The organism is Ancylobacter sp. GW821-FHT10E12 (genome assembly GCF_058809335.1).
This window is the reverse complement of sequence record NZ_JBXASN010000002.1, coordinates 93,690-118,049: the sequence shown is the minus strand read 5'-3', so window position 1 is coordinate 118,049 and position 24,360 is coordinate 93,690. Positions and strand designations below refer to the sequence as shown.

Sequence of the window (24,360 nt, the reverse complement as noted above, 5' to 3'; positions counted from 1 at the left end):
CGGCCATTTAGACGATACTCGGGGGAGGCAGGATCAGTTGCCGACCGAGCCGTCCGTCGGAGCGTCGGGAGCCGGCGGCGCCGGGCGGCGGCGATCGGCCATGAACTGATCGAACTCGGCCTTGTCCTTGGCCTGGCGCAGCCGGTCGAGGAAGCCGCGGAAATCCTTCTGCTCCTCCTCGAGGCGACGCAGCGTGTCCTCGCGATACTCGTCGAAGGCGCGGTTGCCGCTGGACGGCGCCGCACGACCCCAACGACCGAAGGCGCTACGAACCGCTTCGCCGCCTTCTTCCTGCCAGCGCGCAAAGCTGCGCCTTGAACCACAACCCATCCGTCCACTCCCGATTGTGAAGGCCAGGATCGCCAATCCGAGCGGCCACCAAGCCATGAAGCCCAGCACCGTCAGCGCGATCCAGGCCGGTTTGCCGTAACTGTCGAGCTTGTAAGCGAGCTCCATGGCTGCCGTTCCTGGTTAATGTTAAATACATTTACATAGGTAGGAGCACTGACGGCTCCTGTCAATGCGATCGCGTGCAAAATCAGATGACGGGGGCGCCGAGACCCTTCAGATAGACCAGAAAAGCCGCTTCCAGCAGCTCGTCGGGGGTCATCGGCAGCTTGCGGCGGGCCCCGTCGGCACGACCGAACAGCGAGGCCACGCCATGCGCCAGCGACCAGGTGTGCAGCGCCACCATCAAAGCCGGCGGGCGCACGGCCGCCGGCATGTGAGAGACCAATACTTCCGCCGCCTCGCGCAACACGCCGAAAGCACGGTTGCCGGCCTGCTGCAGGCCCTCATGCGCCTCCAGCGGCACGCCGGATTCGAACATGGCGATGTAATCGGCGGGATGCCGCCGCGCAAAGTCGAGATAGGCCCGGCCCATGCGTTCATACGCCGCCGCCGGCGACGGCTTGCCGTTCTGCCAGGCGGCGGCAAGCTCCTCGGCGAAACGGTCGAAGCCGCCGGTCGCCACCGCGGCGACGAGCTCGTCGCGGTCGCGGAAATGGCGGTAGGGCGCCGCCGCGCTGACCCCGGCGCGCCGCGCCGCCTCGGCGAAGGTGACGCCGGCAATGCCCTTCTCGGCGATGAGGTCGAGCGTCGCCTGCACCAGGGCTTCCCGTAGGTTGCCGTGGTGATAGGAACGCGTTTCGCCGTTGCGGGACCAGTTCATGTGAAGATGACTTACATCAGCGGCGGGGCGGCGTCGACAGGCTCATTCGCCTTCGTCGAACAGCGGCAGCGGGTTGGCGCTGGTCGGCACGGCGAGGCCCAGATGCTTGAAGGCATGCGCCGTCAGCACTCGCCCGCGCGGGGTGCGCTGGAGGAAGCCCTGCTGCACCAGATAGGGCTCGATGATCTCCTCGATGGCGTCGCGCGGCTCGGACAGCGCCGCCGCAATGGTCTCGACGCCGACCGGGCCGCCGCCATAATTCAGTGCGATCACAGTGAGATAGCGTCGATCCATCTGGTCGAGCCCGAGCGCGTCGACCTCGAGATGCCCGAGCGCATGGTCGGCGCTCGCGCGGTCGATGATCTCCTTGCCGGCCACCAGCGCGAAGTCCCGCACCCGTCGCAGCAGCCGGCCGGCAATGCGCGGCGTGCCGCGGGCGCGGCGGGCAATCTCGCGGGCGCCGTCCCTGGAGATCGGGATGCCGAGCACCCGCGCGCCGCGTGTAACCACCAGCTCAAGCTCATCGACCGTGTAGAAATTCAGCCGGATCGGGATGCCGAAGCGATCGCGCAAAGGTGTCGTCAGCAGACCCGAGCGGGTTGTGGCGCCGACCAGCGTGAATTTCGACAGCGAAATCTTCACCGAACGGGCGGCAGGACCTTCACCGATGATCAGGTCGAGCTCGTAATCTTCCATCGCCGGGTAGAGGATTTCCTCCACCGCCGGGTTGAGCCGGTGAATCTCGTCGATGAACAGGACGTCGCGCTCCTCCAGATTGGTGAGCAGCGCGGCGAGGTCGCCGGCCTTGGCGATGACGGGCCCGGAGGTCGAGCGGAAACCGACCCCCAGCTCCCGCGCAACTATTTGCGCCAGCGTGGTTTTTCCCAATCCGGGCGGGCCGACGAACAGCACGTGGTCGAGCGCCTCGCCGCGGGTTTTCGCTGCCCGGATGAAGATGTCGAGATTGGCGCGGGCCTGCTCCTGGCCGACGAATTCGGCCAGCATCTGCGGGCGCAGCGAGGCTTCCGCGGCGTCTTCCTCGCGCTTGTCGGGGGCGATCAGGCGCTTCGTGCTCATCGTCCACCCCGTGTCCAGTGAGTGCAGTGAGGTGTACGATCAGCCCGAAAACCCGTGCAAACTGTCCAGTGAGACCGAAAATCCGTGCTCATCGGGCCAGTTCCTTCAGACCGAACCGGATCAGCCGGGCGGTATCGGCCCCCTCCCCCGCCTCGCGCACCGCCGCGGCCACCGCCGCGCTGGCCTGGATCGGCGCATAGCCGAGATTGACCAGTGCCGAGACGGCGTCCGCCACCGGCGCCGGGGCGCTGCGCGACTCCACCTGCCCGGCGAGCGCGGCGACCGCCGGGTCGACATCGGCGAAACCGGGGGCCTTGTCCTTCAGCTCGGCGACGATGCGGGCGGCGACCTTCGGCCCGACGCCGTTGGCCCGCGACACCATCGCCCTGTCGCCGAGCGCCACCGCATTGGCGAGCTCGGAGGGCGAGAGCACCGAGAGCACGTTGAGCGCCACCTTGGCGCCGACGCCCTGCACGTTCTGCAACAGCAGGAACCACGCCTTCTCCGCCTGCGAGACGAAGCCGTAGAGCCGGATCATGTCCTCGCGCACGAAGGTCTCGATGAACAGGCTCGCCGCCTCGCCGGGCGAGGGCAGCGCCTGCAGCGTGCGGCCCGAGCAATGCACGAGATAGCCGACCCCCTGCACGTCGAGGATGACATGGTCCTCGCCATAGGTATCGACCAGCCCCTTCAGCTTCCCGATCATGTCACGCCCATCTGCGCCCGCAGCGCCGCCATGCCCCTATGCTGGGCGTGGGTGACCGCCACGGCAAGCGCGTCCGCGGCGTCGTCGGTGTCGAAATCGGCCTGCGGCAGCAGCACCTTCATCATCATGCGGATCTGCGCCTTGTCCGCCCGGCCGGCGCCGACCACGGTCTTCTTCACCAGCAGCGCCGCATATTCCGCCACCGGCACCCCCGCCAGCGCCGGGGTGAGCAGCACCACGCCGCGCGCCTGGCCGAGCTTCAGCGTCGAGGCGGGGTTCACGTTGACGAAGGTCTCCTCCACCGCCGCCTCGTCGGGCGCGAAGGCGCGGATGACCGCGGCGAGCTCGGTATGCAGCGCGGCGAGGCGCGAGGCGAGCGTGCCCTCCTCCGGCGGCAGCACCGTGCCGCAGGCGACGAAGACGAGACGGGTGCCGGCAGCCTCGATCACCCCCCAGCCGGTGCGGCGGAGGCCGGGGTCGAGGCCGAGAATGCGAATCGGGCGGGTGGCCATGTCTCTGGAGTAGACGAACAAAGGACGAACGGCCAGTGCGCAGCCGCGCGGTCCGCCGCGACTTCGCCACAGGCGGAGAACATGGTGAAGGCGGGATTAAGAGCCCGGACGAGCTCGAACGGCCGAACGGGCTCCCAGGGGGCGGAACGTACCCCGGAGAAACGCCATGAAAAAATATCTCATCCGCACTGCCGGCCTTCTCGCCGGCGGCTTGCTGCTGGCCGCGCCCGCCACGGCGGCCGGCCTGCTCACCGCCCCCAACGGCATGACGGTCTATATCTTCGATTCCGATGCCGGCGGCATGCCGAGCTGCTACGACAGCTGCGCCAAGAACTGGCCGCCGGTGCTCGGCAAGACCGGCGAGGCCCCCCGCGACGGCTGGACGCTGGTGGCGCGCAAGGACGGCGCCATGCAATGGGCCTATGACGGCAAGCCGGTCTATTTCTTCGTCGGCGACAAGAAGGCCGGCGACAAGATGGGCGACGGCCGCGGCGGCGTCTGGCACATCGTCAAGGACTAGCCGACGAGCGGGCGAGCCCTGCAAGGCGCCCGTGCAAGACTGCCCCCTGTAAGGCTGCCTGCCCGGATGCGGGCATGACCGCACCGGGCCCGGCCCGGCGGCCGGCGGGGCGGGAGATCAGGCCCGGCGGCGCGGCGTCAGCGCGCCGCTGGCCAGCGTCACCCCGATGCCGGTGGCGACCACGCCGATCAGCGCCGCCCCATCCGGGTGCTCGCCGAGCAGCGGGATGGCGAGGCCGGCGGCCAGCGCCGGCACCAGCCCGGTAAAGGCGGCGGCGCGCGAGGAGCCGAGCTTCTCGATCGCCATGCCGAAGGCGACCAGCGCCACCACACCCGAGCCGACGCCCTGCACCAGAATGAGCTGCAGCACCTCGGCGCCATGGCCCTCGCGCAGCGCCGCGACCACCCCCGGCACGCCGGTGGGCGTCAGCAGCACGCAGGACCACAGCCCGATGAGGCCGACGATCTCGCGGGCGTTCATCCGGGTGCGCGGAAAGGCGAGCGTGTAGCCCGCCCACAGCGCGGCGCCGGTGAGCAGCAGCAGATGACCGCGCCAGGCGCCGTCCACCGAATTGAAGAGGCCGCGCCCGCCGAGGGTGATCACCCCCAGGGCGATGCAGGCGAAGCCGGCGGCACGCAGCCAGCCGAGCCGCTCGCGGAACGCCAGCACCGACACCACCGCCACGATGAGCGGCATGGTGCCCGGCAGCATCGGCCCGACATCGGCGGCCGGCACGAAGCGCATGGCATTGGCCACCACCAGGAAGAAGATGCCGCCCGAGCCCAGGAAGCAGAACAGGAACGGCACCGCCCGGCCGCGCGGCCACAGCCCGATCTTCCACCAATAGGGCGCCAGCACGATGGCCGGCACCACGAAGCGCAGCCAGCCCACCGCCGAGGGCGTGAGATGGCCGGCCACCGCATGGCGGGTCGAGACGATCCAGCCGCCCCAGATGGCGACCGCGAACAGGGCCAGCCCGGCGCCGACCAGACGGTCGTAGCGCTCGGCAGCCGCGCGGGCGGCGGTCGCCTCGCTGGCCGGACTGGCCGCGGCCACGCCGGCGGCACCCGTTTCGGTGCGGGGTTCGGTCATGCTCATGGAATATCCCGGCGGCGGCGTTCCGACGCGCGCCTGCGGCGCCCCGCTTGTGTCGGGCCCAATGTGAGGGGTGGCGGGCCATGCGACAAATCAGTTTTGCCGATGACTTGCTTCACCAAATGCGATGGAACCGCCGAAACGACAAATTTCGACGATTGACCGGCCCCGGGCGCGGGTCTAGCAATGCGACGACAGCGCCGCGAGCGCCGTTTTCCGTTTCATGCTGTCCGGTTCCGTGCGGTGGCGCCCTCCATGTCCTTCGACGTCGCCTCCCTCGACGCAGCTCTGCTCTGGGCGATCGCCACCGCCTTCATCGCCGGCGCCACGCGCGGCTTTTCCGGCTTCGGCGGCGCGCTGATCTTCGTGCCGCTGATCGGTGCCGCCTTCGGGCCGCGGGTGGCGGCGCCGACGCTGCTGATCATCGACACCGTGCTGACGCTGCCGATGGTGGCGCGGGCGATGCGCGCCTGCCTGTGGCGGCAGGTGGCGCCGCTCGCCATCGGCGCGGTGCTGGCGGTGCCGCTCGGCGTCGGGCTGCTCGAACATGTCGACGCGGCGACGTTCCGCTGGGCGGTCGCGATGCTCGCCGTGGCGCTGCTGCTGCTCCTGATGTTCGGCCAGGGGGTGAAGGCGCCGCATTCGCTCGCCGCCCGGCTCGGCATCGGCGCGCTGGCCGGCATGCTCGGCGGCGCGGCGCAGCTCTCCGGCCCGCCGGTGGTGGTCTACTGGCTCGGCACCGGCCAGAACGCGGCGCTGGTGCGGGCCAACCTGTTCGCCTTCTTCGCGCTGGTGACGGTGGCGTCCGGCACCGCCTATGTCAGCCGCGGCATGATCAATTACGAGACCGGGCGCCTCGCGCTGATCCTCGGACCGACCTATGCGCTCGGCCTCGTCATCGGCGCGCGCGGGTTCAGGCACGCCACCGACCGGCATTTCCGGCTGATCGCCTATTGGGTGATCGCGCTGTCGGCGCTGGCGAGCGTGCCGCTGCTGGACCCGATATTGCGGCCGTGAGGCCGGGAGCGTCCCGCGCGCTCCCGTCGAAGACGCGCGCTCAGGCGGCGCTGGAGCGACGCACTCCCTCTCCCCGCCGGGGAGAGGGCAAGGGGACCGTCCAGCCGTTCTCGCATCGAGACGAACGCTCAGGCGCTCATCTTGGCCATCAGCGCGTCGGAAATCTCGAAATTCGCGTAGACGTTCTGCACGTCGTCATTGTCCTGGAGACTGTCGACGAGGCGCAGCAGCTTTTCGGCCACCTCGTCGTCGACCGCGACGGTGTTCTGCGGCTTCCACACCAGGCCCGACTTGCGCGGCTCGCCGAAGCGGGCTTCCAGCGCGCGGGCGACCTCGTGCAGGTTCTCGATCGAGCAGGTCACCTCGTGGCCGTCCTCCGAGGAGGCGACGTCGTCGGCGCCGGCATCGATGGCGGCTTCCAGCATGTCGTCGGCCGAGGCCTTGACGGCGTCGAACTCCACCGTGCCGACGCGGTCGAACATGAAGGACACCGCGCCGGTCTCGGCCAGCGCGCCGCCCGACTTGGTGAAATAGGAGCGCACTTCCGAGGCGGTGCGGTTGCGGTTGTCGGTCAGCGCCTCGACGATGACGGCGACGCCGCCGGGGCCGTAGCCCTCGTAGCGGATCTCGTCATAGTTCTCGGCATCGCCGCCCACCGCCTTCTTGATGGCGCGGTCGATATTGTCCTTCGGCATGTTTTCCGCGCGGGCCGCGAGGATGGCGGCGCGCAGGCGCGGGTTCATGTTCGGGTCGGGCATGCCGAGCTTGGCGGAGACGGTGATTTCGCGCGCCAGCTTGGAGAACAGCTTGGAGCGCACCGCGTCCTGCTTGCCCTTGCGGTGCATGATGTTCTTGAATTGCGAATGCCCGGCCATGGCCGCCTCTCCACGTCTGGCGGCCGGGGCCCTTGCCGGTCCCTTCGCCGCGCGATCTCGACTTCACGAAAATGCCGCGTGGCTTATAGGCGCAAGGCCGGCCATGCGTAAAGCGGAACGCCTGCGCGTGAAGCCCGCCGCCTTCGCGCAGGGCGGAATGCCGGCTACCAGAAGGACGGCGCCACCGGCTCCAGCAGCCCGCCGATGCGCACAGGGGCGACCTTCACCGCCCGGCCGGCGCCGTCGGTCTCCACCGCGAGGCCCGACAGCGTGCCCGGCCCGGTCGCCGGCTCGAAGCGCGAGGAACCGATCTTGCGGGTGAAGCGGCGCAGCGGCTCCTCCTTGTCCATGCCGATGACGCCGTCATAGGCGCCGCACATGCCGACATCGGTCATATAGGCGGTGCCGCCCGCCAGGATGCGGTGATCGGCGGTCGGCACATGGGTATGGGTGCCGATGACCAGGCTGGCCCGCCCGTCGCACCAATGGCCGAAGGCCTGCTTCTCGCTGGTGGTCTCGGCGTGGAAATCGACGATCGCCGCGTCGCAGACGAGGCCAAGCGGGGCGGCTTCCAGCTCGCGGTCGATGGCGACGAACGGGTCGTCCATCGGGTCCATGAAGGCGCGGCCCATGACGTTGACCACCAGCACGCGGTCGCCGCCCGCCGTCTCCACCAGCACGGCGCCGCGTCCCGGCGTGCCGGCGGGATAGTTGGCCGGACGCACCAGGCGCGGGGCGCGCTCGATGAAGACGAGCGCCTCGCGCTGGTCGAAGGCGTGGTTGCCCAGCGTGACGGCATCGGCGCCGGCGGCGAGGAATTCCTCGTAGATCGCCTCGGTGATGCCGAAGCCGCCGGCGGCGTTCTCGCCGTTCACCACCACGCAGTCGAGCGACCACAGCGTCCGCAGGCGGGGAAGCTCGTCGAGCACGATCTGGCGGCCGACGCGGCCGACCACGTCGCCGAGGAAGAGTATGCGCAAATCTAGTCCTCCGACGGGCAGATGATGCCGGCATCGGTGACGACGGCGTCGAGCCGTTCATCATGCGGTTCGGCGGGGACGGAGGGAAGTTCCTGCACGGCGAAGGCGTAGCCCAGCGCCTCCACCCGCTTCACCCGCCGCAGCACCGACAGGGTGCGGTCGTAATAGCCGCCGCCATAGCCGAGCCGGTGGCCGCGCGCATCGAAGGCGGCGAGCGGCACGATCAGCACGTCCGGCACCATTTCCGGCGCGCCTTCCGGCGGCACCGGAATGATGAGACGGCAGGGACCGGGCGCGACGATGAGCGGCACTGCCTCCTGCCACAGCCGGAACAGCAGCGGCCGCTCGGCGCTCTCCACCACCGGCAGCACCAGCGAGGCGCCGGCGGCGCGCAGGGCGCTCGCGAGCGGGGCGGTGTCGATCTCGGTGCCGATGGGCGCGAACAGCGCCACCACCTCGCCCTTGACCGCCCCGAGCCAGGCCAGCGCATTGGCGGCGGCGCGCTCGGCGGCGACGGCGCGGGCCGACGGGTCGAGATCGGCCCGGCGGGCGAGCGCCGCCGCGCGCAGGCTGCGCTTGTCGGGGCCGGTCGCGTCGTGGGTCGGGGATGCAATCATCATGATGAGTGAGCGCGGAGCCGCGATGGCCGTTGGAAATCGATCCCGGGAACCTACAACGTAGGTGGGTGCCGTGTATCCGGACCCACGGGTCCGGTCAGGGACAGCTCCCTTTGAGATCGATAAGGCCCCGGGGATTATGTTCTCCTGACGAACCTCGCAGCCCCGCATGACAAATCTAAGATGCCGCGGGACGGATTGCCAGAGGCAGCGGACTTATATCCTGTGAGCGGCCGATGGCCGCGGCGCAATTATCGGCGAGCGCCCTGCCCGGCGAGTGCTCTGCCCGGCAAGCGCCATCCCCGATGAGCGCCCTGCCCGGACCGGGCATCCCCGTTTCGCCCATGCGCCGGGGCCGATCGCGTGGAGGGCCGGGCCAGGCCCGGCCCTGGCGGCGGAGAGCGCCGGCATGAGCCCCCCCAGCGTGAGCCCGCCGGCGAAGCCGCATGGCGGCCGGATGCCGGCTCGCCCCTCACCCCACGTCGAGCATGATCTTGCCGACATGCAGGCTGGTCTCCATCCGCGCATGGGCGGCGGAGGCCTGTTCCAGCGGGAAGCTCTGGTCGAGCACCGGCTTCACCTTGCCCGCCTCGATCAGCGGCCACACCTTCTCGCGCAGCGAGGCGGCGATGGCGGCCTTCTCGGCATTCGGCCGCGAGCGCAGCGTCGAGCCCATATGCGACAATCGCTTCAGCATCAGCCGCATATAGTCGATCTGCACCCTGGAGCCTTCCATGAAGGCGATCTGCACGATGCGCCCGAGCGGGGCCGCCGCCTCGTAATTGCGGGCGATATAGGAGCCGCCGACCATGTCGAGGATGACGTTGACGCCGCGGCCGCCGGTCTTCTCCTTGATGACCGCGACGAAGTCCTCGGTCTTGTAGTCGATGGCATAGTCGGCGCCGAGGTCGCGGCAGACCTGGCACTTGGCGGCGCTGCCGGCGGTGGCGAAGACGGTGGCGCCATAGGCCTTGGCGAGCTGGATCGCCGTGGTGCCGATGCCCGAGGTGCCGCCATGCACGAGGAAGCTCTCGCCCGCCTTCAGCCCGGCAAGGTCGAAGACGTTGGTCCAGACGGTGAAGAAGGTCTCGGGCAGCGCCGCGGCCTCGCGCATCGACAGGCCGGCCGGCACCGGCAGCGCGGCGGCCTCCTCGGCGAGGCAATATTGCGCATAGCCGCCGCCGGAGACCAGCGCGCACACCTTGTCGCTGAGCTTCCAGCGCGTGGCGCCCTCGCCCAGGGCGACGACTTCGCCGGCGATCTCCAGGCCCGGAATGTCCGGCGCGCCGGGCGGCGGCGGATAGAGGCCCTTGCGCTGCATCACGTCCGGCCGGTTGACGCCGGCGGCCGCCACCTTGACCAGGATCTGGCCGGCACCCGGCACCGGCACCGGGCGCTGCTCGGGGACGAGGGCCTCGGGGCCTCCCGGCGTCGGCAGGCCGATGGCGGTCATGGTTGCCGGGAGAGCGCTGGCGGGCAGGTCGGTCACGGGACGGTCCTCGCGGTTCGGCGGGCTTTCGGGACGAGCCGACTGGTTAAGTCATGCCGCCCGCACTGGCAACCGAGGACCGCGCGCAATAGATACAGCAGGACCAGCCCATGCCGGCGCGTGAGAGGAGACCCGCATCATGATCGAGGACGACCCCTTCGGCGCCCGCCCGCTGCGACGGGTGGCGAGCCATGAGATCGGCATGGAGCTTTCCGCCCTGTCGGAAGCCGAGATCGAGGAGCGCATCGACCTGCTCGGCGCGGAGATCGAGCGGCTGCGCGCGGCGCTGGCCGGCAAGCGCTCGTCGCGGGAGGCGGCCGACGCCTTCTTCAAGCGCTGACAGGCAGGTTCTTAACGTTGCGTTAAGCTTTTTCTTAACGCGACGTTAAGCTTTCCAAACCATTATCGGGGACAGGTCCAGCCTGACACCAGCCCCTGGACGCGAGTGGCGCCTGCCACTCTGTTTGACGCCTCCCTGTCTTTAGACTTGCGAGCCGCCCCGGAGGCGGCTCTTTTTTGTCCGCACCGGTGGGTTGCGGGGATTGCGCCGCCGCCGCGCCGCGACGACTGGACACGGAACCCGGCCCGCGCGACATGATCGGTTCTGGGGCAGGCGAATCAGGCGCGGCATGAAGGCTGCGGCCGGCGCGGAGTGACGAACATGGCGAAGCGGACGCAGGACGAGTCGCGGACGCCCGACGGCTCCTCGCCCCCCGGCTCGTCGTCCGAGGGCGCGGCGCCCGCTTCCGGCCGCCCCTCCGCCGCCGAAATGCCGGTCAATCTCGCCGAGCGCCGCGTTGCCTCCCCCGCCTTCGCGGCGCTGTTCGCGCAGGGCATCGCGCTGATCGACGAGACCGCCGACTATCTCGACGGCGCCGGCCGCGCGGAGGCGGCGGCGCTGGGACGGCGGGCGCAGGCGCGCTATGCCGAGGAGAGCCGGCGGCTGTCGACGCGGCTGATGAACCTCACCTCCTGGCTGCTGCTGCAGCGCGCCGTCACCGAAGGCGACATGAGCCTGGAGGATGCCCGGCGCGAGGCGGCCAAGGTCGATCTCGGCGACGATGCCCCGATCGAGCCGGATGCGTTCCTGCCGACGCCGCTGCGGGCGCTGATCGGGCGCAGCGTCGAGCTGCAGCGGCAGGTGCGGCAGCTCGACGCGGCGCTGCGCGCCCGCGCCGTGCCCGAGCGGCCCGCCAATGCGGTGGCCGGCCAGATCGGCCGGCTGCGTTCCGCGTTCGAACGGCCCTGACGGGCGCCGGGCGCCGCCCCGTCGGCCGCTTGCGCCAGCCGCTTGCGCAAAGGCATGCAGGCAAACGAAAACCCCCGCGCCGGGCACGGGGGTTTCCTCTATACAGGCTCGCGAAGAGACGCGGCCCCTCGGCCGATCAGGCCTTGAGGAAGCCGGCGAACTTCTTCTGGAACTTCGACACGCGGCCGCCGCGGTCGAGCAGCTGCTGCGAGCCGCCGGTCCAGGCCGGGTGGGAGGTCGGATCGATGTCGAGCTGAAGGGTGTCGCCCTCCTTGCCCCAGGTCGTCCGGGTCGTGTACTCGGTGCCGTCCGTCATCACCACTTTGACGAAGTGGTAGTCGGGATGGATGTTGCTCTTCATGGGTTGCATCCTCGCCGCCGCGGGGCCGCTCCCTGGTAAGGGAGCCACGCGGCGATCTTCAAAACGATCCTGCCGGAAATCCGTGCGGGTCTATAACCGAGACCTGAGCGTGACACAAGCCGATCAAACGAGCGCCGTCCCCGCAAGCGCCGAGAAGACCAGCGCGACGACAACGGGGGCCGCCGCCCCGCGCCGCAGTGGCCGCACCGACCTCTCGCCGCTGCGGGCGCTGTGGCCGCATGTCAAGCGCTACAAGGGCCGGGCGGGCGCCGCGCTCGCCGCCCTCGTCGTCGCGTCGCTGGCGACGCTGGTGGTGCCGGTCGCGGTGCGCCGGATGATCGATTTCGGCTTCGATGCCGACCATGCCGGCTTCATCGACCGCTATTTCCTGGTGATGATCGGCGTGGTCGCGGTGCTCGCCGGCGCCTCGGCGGTGCGCTACTACCTGGTGATGACGCTCGGCGAACGCATCGTCGCCGACCTGCGCGCGGCGGTGTTCGCGCATCTGCTCAGGCTCGACGGCGCCTTCTACGACCATGCGCGGGCCGGCGAGATCGTCTCGCGGCTGACCGCCGACACCACCCAGATCAAGTCCGCCGTCGGCTCCTCCGCCTCGATCGCGCTGCGCAACATCGTGCTGTTCATCGGCGCGGCGGCGATGATGGTGATCACCAGCCCGTGGCTCTCCGCCATCCTGCTGGTCGCCATCCCGATCATCGTCGTGGTGCTGCTCGGCTCCGGGCGCGGGGTGCGCAAGCGCTCGCGCGAGGCGCAGGACACGCTCGCCAACGCCTCCGCCTATGCCGCCGAGGCGGTCGGCGCCATGCGCACGCTGCAGGCCAACACCGCCGAGGACGCGGCCAGGGGCCGGTTCGACGGCGAGGTCGAGCACGCCTTCGGCGCCGCCCGCGACGCCATCCGCGCCCGCGGGCTGCTGACCGGGGTCGGCATCTTCCTGGTGTTCGCCAGCATTGTCGGCATCCTCTGGGCCGGCGCCAATGCGGTGCTGGCCGGCTCGATGAGCGCCGGCACGCTCGGCCAGTTCGTGCTCTACGCGGTGCTGGCGGCCAGCGGGCTCGGCCAGCTCGGCGAGGTATGGGGCGAGGTCTCGCAGGCCGCCGGCGCCACCGAGCGCATCGCCGAGCTGCTCGACGAGAAGCCGGCGGTGGCGCCCCCCGCCGCGCCGCTGGCGCTGCCGCAGCCGCCGGTCGGCGCGGTGAGCTTCGAGAATGTCGGCTTCGCCTATCCGACCCGGCCGGGCACGCCGGCGCTGGCCGGGGTGAGCTTCACGGTGCGGCCCGGCGAGCGGGTCGCCATCGTCGGTCCCTCCGGCGGCGGCAAGAGCACGCTGTTCCAGCTGCTGCTGCGCTTCTACGATCCCGTCTCCGGCCGGATCACCGTCGACGGCGTCGACATCGCGCAGGCCGACCCGCGCGCGGTTCGCGCGCGCCTGGCGCTGGTGCCGCAGGACGTCGCCATCTTCGCCGCCTCGATCCGCGACAATATCCGCCTCGGCCGGCCCGATGCCAGCGACGCCGAGGTGGAGGAGGCCGGCCGCCTCGCGAGCGCCGACGAATTCATCGAGCGCCTGCCGGAGGGCTGGGACACGCCGGTCGGCGAGCGCGGGGTGACGCTGTCCGGCGGCCAGCGCCAGCGCCTCGCCATCGCCCGCGCCATATTGCGCAAGGCGCCGGTGCTGCTGCTCGACGAGGCCACCTCGGCGCTCGACGCCGAGAGCGAGACGCTGGTGCAGAAGGCGCTCGACCACTCCATGCAGGGGCGCACCACGCTGGTCATCGCCCACCGGCTCGCCACCGTGCTGTCGGCGGACCGCATCCTCGTCATGGAGCGCGGGCGCATCGTCGAGGAAGGCCGCCACGCCGAGCTGGTGGCCAAGGGCGGGCTCTATGCGCGGCTGGCGGCGCTGCAATTCGGCGAGCACGCCCCCGTTGGGCGCGAGGAGAAGGCGGAAGCCTCGCCGATCTGAGAGAGCGTGCGGACGGCCGGGTTCCGCCCTCGGGCCGGTCAGGACGGGCCTGACCTAGATCCATGACGATGATGCGTCGGGGGTGAAACGACGGGGATGCAGCGTTTCGGCGGGACGAGCGCGCCCTCCGACCCACGCCCCGCTTCGCGAATGTCAGCCGAAATCGGCGTCCGCCCGCCGCTCCATCCTCAGCGTCGGCCGGCCGGAGGTCGGGTTGCTGCCATGGGCGACGACGACGAAGCCCGCCGCCGCGTAGAAGCGCACCGCCCGCTCGTTCTCCTCGTTGACGTCGATCGCCAGCCCGGCCGGCGCGCGGCCGGCGGCGGCCTCCACCAGAAGCCGGGCGATGCCGCGCCCCCAATGGTCGGGATGCACGACGAGCTGGTCGACATAGCCGCTGCCGGGATCGACGGTGACGAAGCCGAGCAGCCTTCCCCCGGCATCCACCGCGGTCTCGATCCGCACCCCGCCCTCGACCAGCGTGCCGATGCGGTGGCACAGCCAGCCGCGCCGGGCCTCGAAATCGATCTCCGGCATCGCCTCCTGCCAGCTCTCGACCCACAAGTCGGCCATGGCCGGCATCTGCTCCCAGCCGAAAGCGCGCAGCACGCACGGGCCGGTATCGGTCATCTCGCTACTCGCATCTCATCGCTCGGTGAGCTTCAGCTCGATGCGTCGGTTGCGGCCGCGGGCCTCGTCGGTGCCGGAAGTGTCGAGCGGCTGGTATTCGCCGAAGCCGGCGGCGACCAGATGGGTGGGCGAGACGCCCTTGCCGGCGAGATACTGCACCACCGCGATGGAGCGGGCGGCGGAAAGCTCCCAGTTGGACGGGAATTGCGGGGTCTGGATCGGCCGGTCGTCGGTGTGGCCGTCGACCCGCAGCACCCAGGCGAGGTCGGCGGGGATTTCCTTCTCCAGCTGGAGCAGCGCCGCGGCGATCTGGTCGAGCGCCGCCGCCGATTCCGGGCGCAGCTGCGCCGAGGAGGCGTCGAAGAACACTTCCGACTGGAACACGAAGCGGTCGCCGACCACGCGGATGCCCGGCCGGTTGCCGAGGATGGCGTTCAGCCGGCCGAAGAATTCCGAGCGGTAGCGGGTGAGTTCCTGCACCCGCTGGGCGAGGGCCAGATTGAGCCGCTTGCCGAGGTCGCCGAGCCGCGCCTGGCTCTCCTGGTCCTTCTTCTCGGCAATGTTCAGCGCCTCTTCCATCGCCCCCACCTGCTTGCGCAAGGCGGCGATCTGCTGGTTGAGCAGCGCGATCTGCTGGGCGGCGTCGGCGGCGGCATCCTGCTGGCGGGCGATCTGGCGGCCGAGCTCGGCATTCTGGCCCTGGGCGGCGGAAAGGTCGGCCGGCGCCGAGGCGGCCGCCTCGGCGGCGTCGAGCAGGTCGGAGCGCTCCCTCTGCAGCTCGGCGAGGCTGGCGCGCAGGCTGCCGATCTCCGACGAGGCTTCGTCCTGGCCGGCCCGCTCCAGCGACAGCTGGTCGGTGAGCGCGCGGATCTGCGCCTGCAGGCGCGCCATCGCGTCGTCCTTGCCGGTGATCTCCTGGGTGAGGAAGAACTGCGCCAGCACGAAGACCGAGAGCAGGAACACGAAGACCAGCAGCAGCGTCGACAGCGCGTCGACGAAGCCGGGCCAGTAATCGACGGTGCGTTCGCGACCGCGGGAGCGTCCCAGCGCCATGTGACGTCAGCCTCTCACGCCCGTTCGCGATCGCTCTCGCGGGCGATGCGTTCGAGCAGCTTCTTGATGTCCTTCTGCTGCTCGGCCTGCGCCTCCACCCAGTCGCGCACCATCTGCTGCTCGCCGCGCATGTGCTGGACGAGGCCCTGCAGGCTCTCGGCCAGATGCGCCATGGCGGTGGTGACGCGCTGCGAGCCGGCTTCCGTCATGGTGCGGTCGAGCTTGGCGATCGCCTCGGTGAGCTGGATGAGGTCGGCCGGCGGCAGGAAGGCGGAAGGCGGCGGCAGCGGGTTGGCGAGCTGGGTCGCGGCCAGCTGCGCGGCGGCGATCTGCGAGGCCAGCGGCAGCGGCGCGGGAACCGGCACCGGCTTCGCCTTGTCGATGCCGAGATCCTCCACCGTGGTGGCGAGCCAGTCCTCGAGGTCGGTATAGAAGCGGTTCTGCGCCTGCCCGGCCTGCAGGTCGAGGAAGCCGAGCACCAGCGAGCCGGCGAGGCCGAACAGCGAGGACGAGAACGAGATGCCCATGCCGGCCAGCGGGGCGGCGAGGCCGGTCTTCATGGTGTCGAACACCGAGCCGGAATTCGGCCCGACATCGAGCGAGCCGATGACCTGGCCGATCGAGCTCACGGTTTCCAGCAGGCCCCAGAAGGTGCCGAGCAGGCCGAGGAAGACCAGCAGGCCGGTGAGGTAGCGCAGCAGGTCGCGGCCCTCGTCGAGGCGGGTGCCGATCGATTCCATGATGCCGCGCATGGTCGCCTGCGACATCGACATCCGCCCGACGCGGTCGCCGAGCAGCGCCGCCATCGGCGCCAGCAGCACCGGGTTGCGCCGCACCTCCAGCCCCGGATCGACGAGGCGGAAGCTGTTGACCCAGTCGACTTCCGGCAGCAGCCGGATCACCTGGCGGAACGCGAAGACGATGCCGATGCCGAGCACGCCGAAAATGACGCCGTTGAGGCCGGGATTGTTGAGGAAGGCGCGCCAGATATGCTCGTGCAGCACCGCCGTCAGCGCCCCGCAGAGCAGCAGGAACACGAACATCCGCACCAGGAAGATGCGGGGCGAAGACAGCTTGTGAAAGGGGTCGTTCGCGTCCATTGCCGGTGGCCGTCTCCTGCACGCGGCGGCACGGCTCTCAGGATGCCGCCGAAATCAAGGCCGGACTATGCCACAGCGCGCCCGAAATGAAACGCCGCCGGCACCGAATCGTCGCGGATTCGTCAGGCCTTGCGCAGGATTGCCAAAAGATCGCGGCGGATCGCCTCGTTGCCGGCGATGATGTCGCCCTTGGCCAGCATCTTGTCGCCGTCGTCGAGGTCGGAGACGTAGCCGCCGGCCTCGCGCACCAGGATGATGCCCGCCGCCATGTCCCAGGGCGACAGCTTGCGCTCCCAGAACCCGTCGAAGCGGCCGGCCGCCGTCCAGGCGAGGTCGAGCGCCGCGGTGCCGGTGCGGCGCAGCCCGGCGACGCGCGGGGCCAGCGCGGCAAGTTCGCGCCCGAAGCCGGCGAGGTCGCCGCGCCCCATATGCGGGATCCCGCAGCAGATGACGCTCTCGGCCAGCGAGCGGCGGGCGGCGACGCGGATGCGCCGGTCGTTCATGAAGGCGCCGGCGCCCTTCTCGGCGATGAACAGCTCGTCGGTGACCGGGTTGTAGATGACGCCGGCGATCGGCACGCCGTCGCGCGTCAGCCCGAGCGAGACGCAGAACAGCGGGATGCCGTGCAGGAAATTGGTGGTGCCGTCGAGCGGGTCGACGATCCAGCGATGGCTCTCGTCGGTGCCCTCGCGCTCGCCGCTCTCCTCCATGATGAAGCCGAAGCCCGGACGGGCCTTGGAGAGCTCCTCGTGCAGGATGCGCTCGGCCTTGCGGTCGGCATTGGAGACGAAGTCCGCCGGCCCCTTGAGGGAGACCTGCAGGTTCTCCACCTCGCCGAAATCGCGCACGAGGGAGCGGCCGGCCTTGCGGACCGCGGCGACCATGACGGTCATGAGGGGAGAACGGATCATCGAGGGCTTCCGGCTGAAGACAGGGCGCGGCGGGCGCGGGGGCCCTCACGGGAGAATGGGAGTCGTGGCGTCCTGTGCCCGTCGCGCGCCGGATCGTCAAGTGCGGGGCGCCAATTGCAGCGGCATGGCGGCGGCATTACCGTGCCGAGCCTCCCCGCCGCGACCGGCCAGGCGGAGGCGGGAGATCAGGATAGCGGGGGCCTGCCATGCGCATCGTGCTGGGCGGTTCACTTGAATCGGCGCTGGTGCGCGCGGTCGACGAGCTGCGCGATCCTTCCCGCAACCGCACCACCCATGGCTATTACATGGGCCTGAACCGGCGGGTGCCGACCGCCTGCTTCGGCCGCGCCGCGACCTTCGTCGCGCTCGCGGAGGAGACGCAGGTCCCCTCCGTCGACTGGGCGCCGGGATCGGACGAGCTCTCCGGCGACGCGCTCGGCGTGCACCTCGGTGGCGCGAAGAACTATGGCGGCCGCGAATGGGATGAGGACAGCCGGGCCTTCGCCAACCTCCTCCTCGATGCCGGGGCGCTTTCCCCCGAGCAGCGAGCCCGCATCGGCGGCTTCTCGCTGCGCGACTACGAGCCGGAGGACCGTGCGGAGCTGACCGCTCGCGCCGACGTGCTGCGCCGCGCCCTCGCCGAACATTACCTGTGCCGGCTGTTCCTTCACCTGCGGGCGGCGCCCGCCGCCGAGGCGCTGCTGGTGCTGGCCGAGGACGATGTCCGGCTCATCGGCGAGATCGCCGACTGGCTGGCGGAGCGGCGATGTCCGACGCCGTTCGACTTTCCCGCGCTGTCCGGCCGCATGGTCGACGCCGATGCCTTCGCCGCCGGGCTGCTCAATTTCGCGCCGCCCGACGCGTCGGCGCTGGCGGCGGTGCGCCGCGACCCGCAGGTCGCCTTCTATGCCGCCCGCATCCGCCCGCTGCTGCGCCGCACCGACGAGGAGGCGCAGCGCGAGCTCATCGGCGCCATGGCCAAGACCTATGAACGGGCCGAAGCGGGACGACGCGCCGAAAAGGTGTTCGAGACCACCAGCCTCTACATCAAGCCGCTTCACTATGTGCCGGTGCTGGGCGAGGTGATCGGCATCGCCGAGGACGTCAAGGACCTGCTGGCGCTCTGGGCGACGCGGGAAACCGAAAAGCTGGAATGGTACGCAGTCGGCGCGCGCATGCAGGATATCGCGGTGAAGGACTATCTCGCCCGCAAGGGCAACCTGCTCGGCTGACGCCGTGGGGCGGCCGGATCGGCCGGCGCCGAGAGGCAGCCTGCTCGGCTGGCGCCATGGGGCGGCCTGCCCGGCTGGCGCCCGGCGCTTTCCTCCGCCGCCGCTGCCCTCAGCCCATCGCCACGCCCGAGGACGGGCTCGGGCTGGTGCCGAGCTCGCGGGCGAGGCGCTCCATGCGGTCGGCGGCCTTGGTGAGCGCCTCCGACACCGTGCGCTCGGCCATGTCGGTGCGCTGGACCGCGGCGGCGTGGCGGTTGCGCTCGGCCTGCAATTCCTGCTCCAGCGCCGTGTGCCGGCGGCGCGCCTCGCTGAGCTCGTCGGCCAGCGTGATCGCCGCCATCACGCTCAGGCGCTGGTCGCCGATCTCGCCGAAGGCGGCGCGCAGCTGGTCGATGCGGGCGTCGACCTCCTGGCCGAGGCGGGCGAGATGCTCCTCCTGGCCGTCGTCGCACGCCATGCGATAGGCGCGCCCGGCAATGGTGACGGTGACGTGAGCCATGGGCCGCCTCTAGCGATCATGCGCGGCGAGAACCGCGCGGATGGTTTCCATGGCGGCGCCGAGCCGGCGGGCGACCTCGTCGCTGGCGCCCTCCAGCCGCCCGGCATGCGCCTGCGCCCCGTCGAGCGCGGCGGCGAGGCGCGAGCGGTCGGCGCCGAGCACGTGGATCTGCTCGGCAAGCGCGGCTTCCTGCCGCTCGACTTCGAGCCGCCGCTCGACCGCTGCCTCCAGCGCCTCCAGGGCGGCGTTGAAGCGCCGCGCGGCGGCGTCCACCGGGGCCGGTTCCGACATGCTGGCTGCGCTCCGTGCGGCGATTGGGGAAACGGATGATTCGGCTAGATTGGTCCGGCCCCGCGCCGGGCGTCAACCGCGGCGCGGGGCCGGGGGCACGCGCTGCACCCGGCCGGGTGCAGCGTCCGGCTCGCGCAAGACCCGCCCGCGCCGCGTTTGACAGGATGACGCGGGGTGATATCACTCCCGCCCCATTCATTGCCGCCTTGCGGCAGCCTCCGGCATCGGCCGGACCGGCGCCTCAGTCGGAATGCCGAGCGACCGCGTCCCCGCGGCGTGCCATAACGAAACCGCCTGGAAACCGAACGCCGACGCGTCCCAGACCACGCCGCCAACCACGCCCCCGATCACGCCCCTGCACCCATTCCTGGGAGTCATGAGACCTCATGCCGAACCGTGAAAAGCACGACCGCATGGCCAACGCCATCCGGTTCCTCTCGATGGATGCCGTCGAGGCCGCCAAGTCCGGCCATCCGGGAATGCCGATGGGCATGGCGGACGTCGCCACGGTGCTGTTCGGCAAGGTCTTGAAGTTCGATCCGACCGACCCGCACTGGCCGGACCGCGACCGCTTCATCCTCTCCGCCGGGCACGGCTCGATGCTGATCTACTCGCTGCTCTATCTCACCGGCTACGAGGGGATGACGATCGAGGACATCAGGAATTTCCGCCAGCTCGGCTCCAGGACCCCCGGCCACCCGGAATACGGCCATACGGTGGGCGTCGAGACCACCACCGGCCCGCTCGGCCAGGGTCTTGCCAACGCGGTGGGCTTCGCGCTTGCCGAGCGCATGCTGGCCGCCCAGTTCGGCTCGGACCTCGTCGAGCACCACACCTATGCCATCGTCGGCGACGGCTGCCTCATGGAAGGCATCTCGGAAGAGGCGATCGAGATCGCCGGCCGCCAGAAGCTGAACAAGCTCATCGTGATGTGGGACGACAACCACATCACCATCGACGGGCCGACCTCGCTGTCGGTCGCCACCGACCAGCTCGCCCGCTTCGAGGCCTCTGGCTGGGCGGCGACGCGGATCGACGGCCATGATGCCGACGCCATCCTCGCCGCGCTGGAGCGCGCCAAGACATCCGACAAGCCGACGCTGATCGCCTGCCGCACCACGATCGGCTTCGGCGCGCCGACCAAGGCCGGCACCAACGGCGTGCACGGCGCCCCGCTCGGCGCCGCCGAGATCGCCGCCACCCGCGCCGCGCTGGGCTGGGAAGCCGAGCCCTTCGTGGTGCCGACCGACGTGCTCGACGCCTGGCGCCTCGCCGGGCTGCGCTCGCGCCAGGCGCACAAGAACTGGACCGCCCGGCTGAAGGCCGCCGACCACGAGCAACGCGGCGAGTTCGAGCGCCGCATGCGCGGCGAGCTGCCGTCGAAATTCGCCGACATCGCCGCCGGCATCGTCGCCAGGGCGCAGGCCGATGCGACGCCGGTCGCCACCCGCAAGTCCTCCGAGACCGTGCTGGAGGCCCTGACCGCGGCGCTGCCGGAAATGGTGGGCGGCTCGGCCGACCTCACCCATTCCAACAACACCAAGACCAAGGCCACCTCGGTCTATGTCGAGCCGCCTGGATATGACGGCCGCTACGTCAACTGGGGCATCCGCGAGCACGGCATGGCGGCGGCGATGAACGGCATCGCCCTGCATGGCGGCTTCATCCCCTATGCCGGCACCTTCCTGGTGTTCTCCGACTATTGCCGCCCCTCGATCCGCCTCGCGGCGCTGATGGGCATCCGCGTGGTCTACGTGTTCACCCATGATTCGATCGGCGTCGGCGAGGACGGCCCGACCCACCAGCCGGTGGAGCAGCTGGCGGCGCTGCGCGCCATCCCCAACCTCCTCGTCTTCCGCCCCTGCGACACGGTGGAGACCGCGGAAGCCTGGAAGCTGGCGCTGGAGCACAAGACCGGCCCGAGCGTGCTGGCGCTGACCCGCCAGAACCTGCCGCTGATGCGCACCGACACCAATGAGCGCTGCCTGACCTCGCGCGGCGCCTACGAGATCGTGCCGGCCTCCGACAACGCGCAGGTGTCGCTGTTCGCCTCCGGCTCGGAAGTCTCGATGGCGGCGGCCGCCCGCAACATCCTGGAAGCCGAAGGCATCCCGACCCGCGTGGTCTCGGTGCCGAGCTTCGAACTGTTCGCCAGCCAGCCGGAGGAAAGCCGCCGCCAGGTCATCGGCACCGCGCCGGTGAAGGTCGCCGTCGAGGCCGCCATCCGCCAGGGCTGGGACGCCGTCGTCGGCTCCGACGCCGCCTTTGTCGGCATGACCGGCTTCGGCGCCTCCGGCCCGGCGGGCAAGGTGTTCGCGCATTTCGGCATCACCGCCGAAAACGTCGCCGCCACCGCCCGCAGCCGGCTGAAAAAGGCGTAGCCGTCGACGATTCGCCGCACGTCATGCGCAAGATTATGAGGTAAGTCATGATCTTGGCGCATGACCGGGCTCGCAGCCCTGCGCTGGCACCATACCGGCCGAATGAGCGGCTGGTGTCGTAGGGGCGACCGCGCTATGAGCCAAAGGCGCGCACCGTGCTCGAACAGGAACAGTCACTCGGGGGAAGACGCATGACGCTCAAGGTTGCCATTAACGGTTTCGGACGCATCGGCCGCAACGTGCTGCGTGCCATCATCGAATCCGGCCGCACCGATATCGAGGTCGTGGCGATCAACGACCTCGGCCCGGTCGAGACCAACGCCCACCTGTTCCGCTTCGACAGCGTGCACGGCCGCTTCCCCGGCACGGTGACGGTCGACGGCGACACCATCGATGTCGGCCGCGGCCCGATCAAGGTGACCGCGGTGCGCAACCCGGCCGAGCTGCCGCATGGCGAGCTCGGCGTCGACATCGCGCTGGAATGCACCGGCATCTTCACCGCCCGCGACAAGGCCGCCGCGCACCTCGCCGCCGGCGCCAAGCGGGTGATCGTCTCCGCCCCGGCCGACGGCGCCGACCTCACCGTGGTGTTCGGCGTCAACCACGACAAGCTGACCAAGGACCACCTCGTCATCTCCAACGCCTCCTGCACCACCAACTGCCTCGCGCCGGTGGCCAAGGTGCTGAACGATGCCGTCGGCATCGACAAGGGGTTCATGACGACCATCCATTCCTATACCGGCGACCAGCCGACGCTCGATACCATGCACAAGGACCTCTACCGCGCCCGTGCGGCGGCGATGTCGATGATCCCGACCTCGACCGGCGCCGCCAAGGCGGTCGGCCTGGTGCTGCCGGAGCTGAACGGCAAGCTGGACGGCACCTCGATCCGCGTGCCGACCCCGAACGTCTCAGTGGTGGATTTCAAGTTCGTCGCCAAGAAGACCACCTCGGTCGCCGAGATCAACGAGGCGATCAAGGCGGCCTCGCAGGGCTACCTGAAGGGCATTCTCGGCACCACCGCCTTCCCCAACGTGTCGATCGACTTCAACCACGACCCGCATTCCTCGACCTTCGCCCTCGACCAGACCAAGGTGCTCGACGGCACGCTGGTGCGGGTGCTGTCCTGGTACGACAATGAATGGGGCTTCTCGAACCGCATGGCCGACACCGCGGTGGCGATGGGCAAGCTGATCTGATCCAAATCCGGCCGGGCCGTCGCAAGACGCCCGGCCTTTTCGTTCAGGGGCGCATTGCGCCCTTCGGTTGCCCCAAGGGCAGGTATCAATCCGCGGCAGCGCCTCCCGAGGGCGGCGCGAGGCGGAACGAAACAGGCAGAACCACGCCAATGAACGAGACCTCCGCCTTCCGCACCCTCGACGACGCCGATGTCGCCAACAAGCGCGTGCTGGTGCGCGTCGACCTCAACGTGCCGATGGACGGCGCCACCGTCACCGACGACACCCGCATCCAGGCGGTGCTGCCGACGATCCGCGAGATCGCCGACAAGGGCGGCAAGGTGATCCTGCTCGCCCATTTCGGCCGGCCCAAGGGCGCCGACCCCAAGCTGTCGCTGGAGCCGATCGCCGGCGAGGTCGCCTCCCGCCTCGGCCGCCCGGTCGCCTTCGCCCCCGCCACCATCGGCGAGGTGGCGCAGGCGGCGGTGGACAAGCTGCAGCCCGGCGAGGTGCTGCTGCTGGAGAACACCCGCTTCGACCCGCGCGAGGAAAAGAACGACCCCGGCTTCGTCGCCGCGCTGGCCGCCCTCGGCGACCTCTATGTCAACGACGCCTTCGCCACCGCGCACCGCGCCCATGCCTCGACGGAAGGCCTCGCCCATCACCTGCCGGCCTATGCCGGCCGCTGCATGCAGGTGGAGATCGAGGCGCTGGCCAAGGCGCTGGAGGCCCCCGAGCGCCCGGTGATGGCGGTGGTCGGCGGCGCCAAGGTGTCGTCCAAGCTGGAGCTGCTCGGCAATCTGGTCGCCAAGGTCGACCTGCTGGTGATCGGCGGCGGCATGGCCAACACCTTCCTCGCCGCGCAGGGCAAGCCGGTCGGCAAGTCGCTGTGCGAGCACGACCTCGCCGGCACCGCGCTGGAGATCGTCGAGAAGGCCCGTGCCGCCGGCTGCGAGATCGTGCTGCCGGTCGACGCGGTGGTGGCGAAGGAATTCAAGGCGCATGCCGACAACCGCGCGGTCGGCGTCGATGCGGTGGCGGCCGACGAGATGATCCTCGATGCCGGCCCGGCCTCGGTCGACAATGTCGTCGCCAAGCTGAAGACCTCGAAGACCGTGGTGTGGAACGGGCCGTTCGGCGCCTTCGAGCTCGTGCCCTTCGATGCCGCCACGGTGGCGGTGGCGCAGGCGGCGGCCGACCTGACCGACGCGGGCGCGCTGCTCTCGGTGGCCGGCGGCGGCGACACCGTGGCGGCGCTGAACCATGCCGGCGTCGCCGGGCGCTTCACCTATGTCTCGACCGCGGGCGGCGCCTTCCTCGAATGGCTGGAAGGCAAGCCGCTACCGGGCGTGGAGGCGCTGCGACGTTAAGTGCCGCATCGGCAGCCTGTTGCATGCGATAAGTCGCGGACAGACGCGAAGCCGATGCT

At 70.3% G+C, this 24,360-nt stretch carries 26 protein-coding genes and 1 other RNA gene; 9 read left to right on the top strand and 18 right to left on the bottom strand.

Annotated elements, in window-relative coordinates:
• Positions 1-33 precede the first annotated feature (33 nt).
• From AC1RU4_RS02945 to ruvC, 5 genes are all read right to left on the bottom strand, one after another.
• Entirely contained in the window at positions 34-456 is a 423-nt protein-coding gene (locus tag AC1RU4_RS02945; RefSeq protein ID WP_492889518.1) for a DUF2852 domain-containing protein, read from the bottom strand.
• A gap of 82 nt (positions 457-538) precedes the next feature.
• The gene (locus tag AC1RU4_RS02940; RefSeq protein WP_492889517.1) at positions 539-1,171 is read right to left on the bottom strand and encodes a TetR/AcrR family transcriptional regulator; all 633 of its coding nucleotides are present in this window, start codon (positions 1,169-1,171) and stop codon (positions 539-541) included.
• Between the two features lie 42 nt (positions 1,172-1,213).
• A complete protein-coding gene (gene ruvB, locus AC1RU4_RS02935; RefSeq protein ID WP_492889516.1) occupies positions 1,214-2,248 on the bottom strand; it encodes a Holliday junction branch migration DNA helicase RuvB in 1,035 nt (344 codons plus the stop codon).
• A gap of 88 nt (positions 2,249-2,336) precedes the next feature.
• Entirely contained in the window at positions 2,337-2,954 is a 618-nt protein-coding gene (ruvA, locus tag AC1RU4_RS02930; RefSeq protein ID WP_492889515.1) for a Holliday junction branch migration protein RuvA, read from the bottom strand.
• The gene (gene ruvC / locus AC1RU4_RS02925) at positions 2,951-3,466 is read right to left on the bottom strand and encodes a crossover junction endodeoxyribonuclease RuvC (protein WP_492889514.1); all 516 of its coding nucleotides are present in this window, start codon (positions 3,464-3,466) and stop codon (positions 2,951-2,953) included. Before ruvC ends, ruvA begins: the two co-directional genes overlap by 4 nt.
• Positions 3,467-3,632: 166 nt before the next feature.
• Here ruvC and AC1RU4_RS02920 point away from each other — a divergent pair, with 166 nt between their 5' ends.
• Positions 3,633-3,986: a COG4315 family predicted lipoprotein gene (locus AC1RU4_RS02920; protein ID WP_492889513.1), complete on the top strand. Its 354-nt coding sequence runs from the start codon at positions 3,633-3,635 to the stop codon at positions 3,984-3,986.
• Positions 3,987-4,103: 117 nt separating this feature from the next.
• On the opposite strand, the gene AC1RU4_RS02915 is transcribed toward AC1RU4_RS02920, so the two are convergent.
• A complete protein-coding gene (locus AC1RU4_RS02915) occupies positions 4,104-5,078 on the bottom strand; it encodes a DMT family transporter (protein ID WP_492889512.1) in 975 nt (324 codons plus the stop codon).
• Between the two features lie 258 nt (positions 5,079-5,336).
• On the opposite strand from AC1RU4_RS02915, the gene AC1RU4_RS02910 reads away from it, so the two are divergent.
• Positions 5,337-6,098 (top strand): sulfite exporter TauE/SafE family protein, encoded by a 762-nt coding sequence (locus AC1RU4_RS02910; RefSeq protein ID WP_492889511.1) that lies wholly within the window; start codon positions 5,337-5,339, stop codon positions 6,096-6,098.
• A 128-nt stretch (positions 6,099-6,226) separates the two neighbouring features.
• Here the strand turns inward: AC1RU4_RS02910 and AC1RU4_RS02905 are convergent, their stop codons facing one another.
• The 5 genes from AC1RU4_RS02905 to AC1RU4_RS02885 all read right to left on the bottom strand — a co-directional run bounded on the left by AC1RU4_RS02905 (position 6,227) and on the right by AC1RU4_RS02885 (position 10,023).
• A complete protein-coding gene (locus AC1RU4_RS02905) occupies positions 6,227-6,973 on the bottom strand; it encodes a YebC/PmpR family DNA-binding transcriptional regulator (protein ID WP_492889510.1) in 747 nt (248 codons plus the stop codon).
• Positions 6,974-7,137: 164 nt separating this feature from the next.
• Entirely contained in the window at positions 7,138-7,953 is an 816-nt protein-coding gene (locus tag AC1RU4_RS02900) for a TIGR00282 family metallophosphoesterase (RefSeq protein ID WP_492889509.1), read from the bottom strand.
• A gap of 2 nt (positions 7,954-7,955) precedes the next feature.
• Positions 7,956-8,573, bottom strand: coding sequence for a 5-formyltetrahydrofolate cyclo-ligase (locus tag AC1RU4_RS02895; RefSeq protein ID WP_492889508.1), 618 nt, complete (start codon positions 8,571-8,573; stop codon positions 7,956-7,958).
• A gap of 10 nt (positions 8,574-8,583) precedes the next feature.
• Positions 8,584-8,739: non-coding RNA, 6S RNA (ssrS, locus tag AC1RU4_RS02890), on the bottom strand.
• 303 nt (positions 8,740-9,042) lie between these two features.
• Complete coding sequence (locus AC1RU4_RS02885) at positions 9,043-10,023, bottom strand: NAD(P)H-quinone oxidoreductase (protein ID WP_492889763.1); 981 nt, start codon at positions 10,021-10,023, stop codon at positions 9,043-9,045.
• Positions 10,024-10,198: 175 nt separating this feature from the next.
• Between AC1RU4_RS02885 and AC1RU4_RS02880 the strand changes: the two genes are divergently transcribed.
• A complete protein-coding gene (locus tag AC1RU4_RS02880) occupies positions 10,199-10,399 on the top strand; it encodes a DUF1192 domain-containing protein (protein ID WP_492889507.1) in 201 nt (66 codons plus the stop codon).
• 321 nt (positions 10,400-10,720) lie between these two features.
• Positions 10,721-11,308, top strand: a complete 588-nt coding sequence (locus tag AC1RU4_RS02875; RefSeq protein WP_492889506.1) for a DUF1465 family protein — start codon at positions 10,721-10,723, stop codon at positions 11,306-11,308.
• Between the two features lie 136 nt (positions 11,309-11,444).
• Here the strand turns inward: AC1RU4_RS02875 and rpmE are convergent, their stop codons facing one another.
• Positions 11,445-11,669: a 50S ribosomal protein L31 gene (gene rpmE, locus AC1RU4_RS02870; protein ID WP_492889505.1), complete on the bottom strand. Its 225-nt coding sequence runs from the start codon at positions 11,667-11,669 to the stop codon at positions 11,445-11,447.
• Between the two features lie 109 nt (positions 11,670-11,778).
• Here rpmE and AC1RU4_RS02865 point away from each other — a divergent pair, with 109 nt between their 5' ends.
• A complete protein-coding gene (locus AC1RU4_RS02865; protein ID WP_492889504.1) occupies positions 11,779-13,656 on the top strand; it encodes an ABC transporter transmembrane domain-containing protein in 1,878 nt (625 codons plus the stop codon).
• A gap of 153 nt (positions 13,657-13,809) precedes the next feature.
• Here AC1RU4_RS02865 and AC1RU4_RS02860 read toward each other — a convergent pair whose 3' ends face one another.
• From AC1RU4_RS02860 to AC1RU4_RS02845, 4 genes are all read right to left on the bottom strand, one after another.
• Positions 13,810-14,286 (bottom strand): GNAT family N-acetyltransferase, encoded by a 477-nt coding sequence (locus tag AC1RU4_RS02860; protein WP_492889503.1) that lies wholly within the window; start codon positions 14,284-14,286, stop codon positions 13,810-13,812.
• 15 nt (positions 14,287-14,301) lie between these two features.
• Positions 14,302-15,339 carry a peptidoglycan -binding protein gene (locus AC1RU4_RS02855; protein WP_492889502.1) on the bottom strand — a complete coding sequence of 346 codons (1,038 nt, stop codon included), beginning with the start codon at positions 15,337-15,339 and terminating at the stop codon, positions 14,302-14,304.
• A 14-nt stretch (positions 15,340-15,353) separates the two neighbouring features.
• On the bottom strand, positions 15,354-16,439 hold the full coding sequence (locus AC1RU4_RS02850) for a flagellar motor protein MotA (RefSeq protein ID WP_492889501.1): 1,086 nt from the start codon (positions 16,437-16,439) through the stop codon (positions 15,354-15,356).
• Positions 16,440-16,561: 122 nt separating this feature from the next.
• Complete coding sequence (locus AC1RU4_RS02845; protein ID WP_492889500.1) at positions 16,562-17,350, bottom strand: inositol monophosphatase family protein; 789 nt, start codon at positions 17,348-17,350, stop codon at positions 16,562-16,564.
• Positions 17,351-17,556: 206 nt separating this feature from the next.
• Between AC1RU4_RS02845 and AC1RU4_RS02840 the strand changes: the two genes are divergently transcribed.
• Positions 17,557-18,582, top strand: a complete 1,026-nt coding sequence (locus AC1RU4_RS02840) for a hypothetical protein (RefSeq protein ID WP_492889499.1) — start codon at positions 17,557-17,559, stop codon at positions 18,580-18,582.
• Between the two features lie 109 nt (positions 18,583-18,691).
• On the opposite strand, the gene AC1RU4_RS02835 is transcribed toward AC1RU4_RS02840, so the two are convergent.
• Together AC1RU4_RS02835 and AC1RU4_RS02830 are read right to left on the bottom strand one after the other, a co-directional pair.
• Positions 18,692-19,081, bottom strand: coding sequence for a cell division protein ZapA (locus tag AC1RU4_RS02835; RefSeq protein WP_492889498.1), 390 nt, complete (start codon positions 19,079-19,081; stop codon positions 18,692-18,694).
• Between the two features lie 9 nt (positions 19,082-19,090).
• Positions 19,091-19,372 (bottom strand): DUF4164 domain-containing protein, encoded by a 282-nt coding sequence (locus AC1RU4_RS02830; RefSeq protein WP_492889497.1) that lies wholly within the window; start codon positions 19,370-19,372, stop codon positions 19,091-19,093.
• A gap of 386 nt (positions 19,373-19,758) precedes the next feature.
• On the opposite strand from AC1RU4_RS02830, the gene tkt reads away from it, so the two are divergent.
• From tkt to AC1RU4_RS02815, 3 genes are all read left to right on the top strand, one after another.
• A complete protein-coding gene (gene tkt, locus AC1RU4_RS02825) occupies positions 19,759-21,753 on the top strand; it encodes a transketolase (protein ID WP_492889496.1) in 1,995 nt (664 codons plus the stop codon).
• A 191-nt stretch (positions 21,754-21,944) separates the two neighbouring features.
• Positions 21,945-22,952 carry a type I glyceraldehyde-3-phosphate dehydrogenase gene (gene gap / locus AC1RU4_RS02820; protein WP_492889495.1) on the top strand — a complete coding sequence of 336 codons (1,008 nt, stop codon included), beginning with the start codon at positions 21,945-21,947 and terminating at the stop codon, positions 22,950-22,952.
• Positions 22,953-23,101: 149 nt separating this feature from the next.
• On the top strand, positions 23,102-24,301 hold the full coding sequence (locus AC1RU4_RS02815) for a phosphoglycerate kinase (RefSeq protein WP_492889494.1): 1,200 nt from the start codon (positions 23,102-23,104) through the stop codon (positions 24,299-24,301).
• Positions 24,302-24,360 lie beyond the last annotated feature (59 nt).

Excerpts from the sequence above, each read along its gene's own strand:
- AC1RU4_RS02945 (WP_492889518.1), bottom strand. The coding sequence starts at position 456 with ATGGAGCTCGCTTACAAGCTCGACAGTTACGGCAAACCGGCCTGGATC.
- AC1RU4_RS02940 (WP_492889517.1), bottom strand. The coding sequence starts at position 1,171 with ATGAACTGGTCCCGCAACGGCGAAACGCGTTCCTATCACCACGGCAAC.
- ruvB (WP_492889516.1), bottom strand. The coding sequence starts at position 2,248 with ATGAGCACGAAGCGCCTGATCGCCCCCGACAAGCGCGAGGAAGACGCC.
- ruvA (WP_492889515.1), bottom strand. The coding sequence starts at position 2,954 with ATGATCGGGAAGCTGAAGGGGCTGGTCGATACCTATGGCGAGGACCAT.
- ruvC (WP_492889514.1), bottom strand. The coding sequence starts at position 3,466 with ATGGCCACCCGCCCGATTCGCATTCTCGGCCTCGACCCCGGCCTCCGC.
- AC1RU4_RS02920 (WP_492889513.1), top strand. The coding sequence starts at position 3,633 with ATGAAAAAATATCTCATCCGCACTGCCGGCCTTCTCGCCGGCGGCTTG.
- AC1RU4_RS02915 (WP_492889512.1), bottom strand. The coding sequence starts at position 5,078 with ATGACCGAACCCCGCACCGAAACGGGTGCCGCCGGCGTGGCCGCGGCC.
- AC1RU4_RS02910 (WP_492889511.1), top strand. The coding sequence starts at position 5,337 with ATGTCCTTCGACGTCGCCTCCCTCGACGCAGCTCTGCTCTGGGCGATC.
- AC1RU4_RS02905 (WP_492889510.1), bottom strand. The coding sequence starts at position 6,973 with ATGGCCGGGCATTCGCAATTCAAGAACATCATGCACCGCAAGGGCAAG.
- AC1RU4_RS02895 (WP_492889508.1), bottom strand. The coding sequence starts at position 8,573 with ATGATGATTGCATCCCCGACCCACGACGCGACCGGCCCCGACAAGCGC.
- AC1RU4_RS02885 (WP_492889763.1), bottom strand. The coding sequence starts at position 10,023 with ATGACCGCCATCGGCCTGCCGACGCCGGGAGGCCCCGAGGCCCTCGTC.
- AC1RU4_RS02880 (WP_492889507.1), top strand. The coding sequence starts at position 10,199 with ATGATCGAGGACGACCCCTTCGGCGCCCGCCCGCTGCGACGGGTGGCG.
- AC1RU4_RS02875 (WP_492889506.1), top strand. The coding sequence starts at position 10,721 with ATGGCGAAGCGGACGCAGGACGAGTCGCGGACGCCCGACGGCTCCTCG.
- rpmE (WP_492889505.1), bottom strand. The coding sequence starts at position 11,669 with ATGAAGAGCAACATCCATCCCGACTACCACTTCGTCAAAGTGGTGATG.
- AC1RU4_RS02860 (WP_492889503.1), bottom strand. The coding sequence starts at position 14,286 with ATGACCGATACCGGCCCGTGCGTGCTGCGCGCTTTCGGCTGGGAGCAG.
- AC1RU4_RS02855 (WP_492889502.1), bottom strand. The coding sequence starts at position 15,339 with ATGGCGCTGGGACGCTCCCGCGGTCGCGAACGCACCGTCGATTACTGG.
- AC1RU4_RS02850 (WP_492889501.1), bottom strand. The coding sequence starts at position 16,439 with ATGGACGCGAACGACCCCTTTCACAAGCTGTCTTCGCCCCGCATCTTC.
- AC1RU4_RS02845 (WP_492889500.1), bottom strand. The coding sequence starts at position 17,350 with ATGATCCGTTCTCCCCTCATGACCGTCATGGTCGCCGCGGTCCGCAAG.
- AC1RU4_RS02840 (WP_492889499.1), top strand. The coding sequence starts at position 17,557 with ATGCGCATCGTGCTGGGCGGTTCACTTGAATCGGCGCTGGTGCGCGCG.
- AC1RU4_RS02835 (WP_492889498.1), bottom strand. The coding sequence starts at position 19,081 with ATGGCTCACGTCACCGTCACCATTGCCGGGCGCGCCTATCGCATGGCG.
- AC1RU4_RS02830 (WP_492889497.1), bottom strand. The coding sequence starts at position 19,372 with ATGTCGGAACCGGCCCCGGTGGACGCCGCCGCGCGGCGCTTCAACGCC.
- tkt (WP_492889496.1), top strand. The coding sequence starts at position 19,759 with ATGCCGAACCGTGAAAAGCACGACCGCATGGCCAACGCCATCCGGTTC.
- gap (WP_492889495.1), top strand. The coding sequence starts at position 21,945 with ATGACGCTCAAGGTTGCCATTAACGGTTTCGGACGCATCGGCCGCAAC.
- AC1RU4_RS02815 (WP_492889494.1), top strand. The coding sequence starts at position 23,102 with ATGAACGAGACCTCCGCCTTCCGCACCCTCGACGACGCCGATGTCGCC.